The organism is Priestia sp. P5_B4 (assembly GCF_056400385.1).
Genome location: NZ_JBFULJ010000888.1, coordinates 1 through 1574 on the forward strand (window position 1 = coordinate 1; position 1574 = coordinate 1574).

General features: G+C 36.0%; 3 protein-coding genes. 2 read left to right on the forward strand and 1 reads right to left on the reverse strand.

The window, feature by feature from the left end; all coding sequences use genetic code 11:
• Both AC1DRF_RS27160 and AC1DRF_RS27165 read left to right on the forward strand, forming a co-directional pair.
• A partial coding sequence (locus AC1DRF_RS27160) for a hypothetical protein (RefSeq protein ID WP_477742203.1) occupies positions 1 to 221 on the forward strand: 221 nt, incomplete at its 5' end.
• A 212-nt stretch (positions 222 to 433) separates the two neighbouring features.
• Positions 434 to 1255 (forward strand): alpha/beta fold hydrolase, encoded by an 822-nt coding sequence (locus AC1DRF_RS27165; RefSeq protein ID WP_477742204.1) that lies wholly within the window; start codon positions 434 to 436, stop codon positions 1253 to 1255.
• Here the strand turns inward: AC1DRF_RS27165 and AC1DRF_RS27170 are convergent.
• The coding region (locus AC1DRF_RS27170) for a LysE family transporter (protein WP_477742205.1) at positions 1241 to 1574 on the reverse strand (334 nt) is incomplete at its 5' end. The two genes, AC1DRF_RS27165 and AC1DRF_RS27170, sit on opposite strands and share 15 nt — an antisense overlap.

A 1574-nucleotide genomic window follows, 5' to 3' on the forward strand; every position in this document is an offset into this window, starting at 1 on the left:
GGCTAGTGATGGTCCGAGAACTAAAATCTAACCCGCATCAAATTGCAAAAATAAAAGCAATTTCTAAAGAACATTACGTGATAGTGGAATCATCTAAAGGTCAAATCGAGCAGGTTGATCCGTCTACAATGCGAGCTAGCGACCGATACAGCAACGGTTCATTCGTATTGGACCAAAGTGAAGCTGGCAATTTAGTTGATGTGTGGCTGGAAGAAAAATAACAAAAAAAGTAGTAAAGTTTTTAACGCTTTACTACTTTTTTTGTCTAATATTTTTAAATTAAACTATGTTCTAAATAAACAATATAAAAGAATTTCCCTACTCCTTATCCCAGATAAACATTATACACCTCCTACACAAGCCTCTAAGAAACTTTTGAATGTTCCAATTGTCCTACACATATATATATAAGACCCACTAGGAGGTGTTATAGATGAACTACTTTATTCACGTAACTCCTAAGACTAAACTTTTTGTTCGAGATATTGGAAAAGGGGAACCCGTTCTTTTCCTTCACGGGTGGCCGGTTAACGCTAAAATGTACGAATACCAATTTACAACGTTGCCGGCCCGAGGTATTCGATGTATCGCTCCTGATCTTCGGGGATTCGGAAAATCAGATGCACCTTTCACCGGCTATTCTTATAATCAATTAGCGGATGATATTCGCATGTTAGTAGAAAGACTTGAGCTTAAAAATTATACGCTCGTAGGCTTTTCTATGGGGGGAGCCATTGCTATTCGATATATGAGCAGACATTTAGGATATGGCGTGAAGAAGTTAATTTTATTAGGGGCAGCGGCTCCAAGCTTTATTCAAAAAACTGATTTTCCATATGGACTTCCTTCTGAAGAAGTAAATACAATTATTCAAAATACGTATAGAGATCGTCCTAATATGCTTGAAGAGTTTGGGAAAAAGTTTTTTAATCAGCCTACCAGCTCAGCCTTTAGAGGATGGTTTCAAGATTTAGGTTTAGAGGCATCCGGTCATGGAACGATTAAAACTGCGGTGTCTTTACGAGACGAAGACTTACGGGAAGATTTGAATCAAATTTTTACTGAGACATATATATTACACGGAAAAAAAGATCAAATTTGTCCATTTGATCTTGCAAAAGTTATGAATCGTCATATTTCATTTTCTACACTTCTTCCATTTGAAAATAGTGGACACGGTCTTTTTTATGATGAACGTGAGAAAGTAAATGACACTCTTATTGAACTCATCGCTAAAAGCTCAGCCTATAAGTAAGGATATACATTTAAAACCGAATTGGCAGCCAAATAAAAAAAGTAAAAAACCTGCACCTAACGTAATAAAGCGAAGAAGCTTAGGCGTGATAAATTTTCTTGTAAAATGAATGCTGCTGGCAATATTTAAATTCCAAAGAAGGATGCCAAAGATAATAAAGAAACTGTGAAAAAAGACAGATAGCCACGTTTGACTTTGGAGGCTTTCGCTTAAGCTTGACCCAAATACACCAAACCAAAACACAATATTTAAAGGATTCATAAGAGCAATGAAGAAACCTGTAAAAAACGACTTATCTCTGTTAATAGAGGGTTTATTT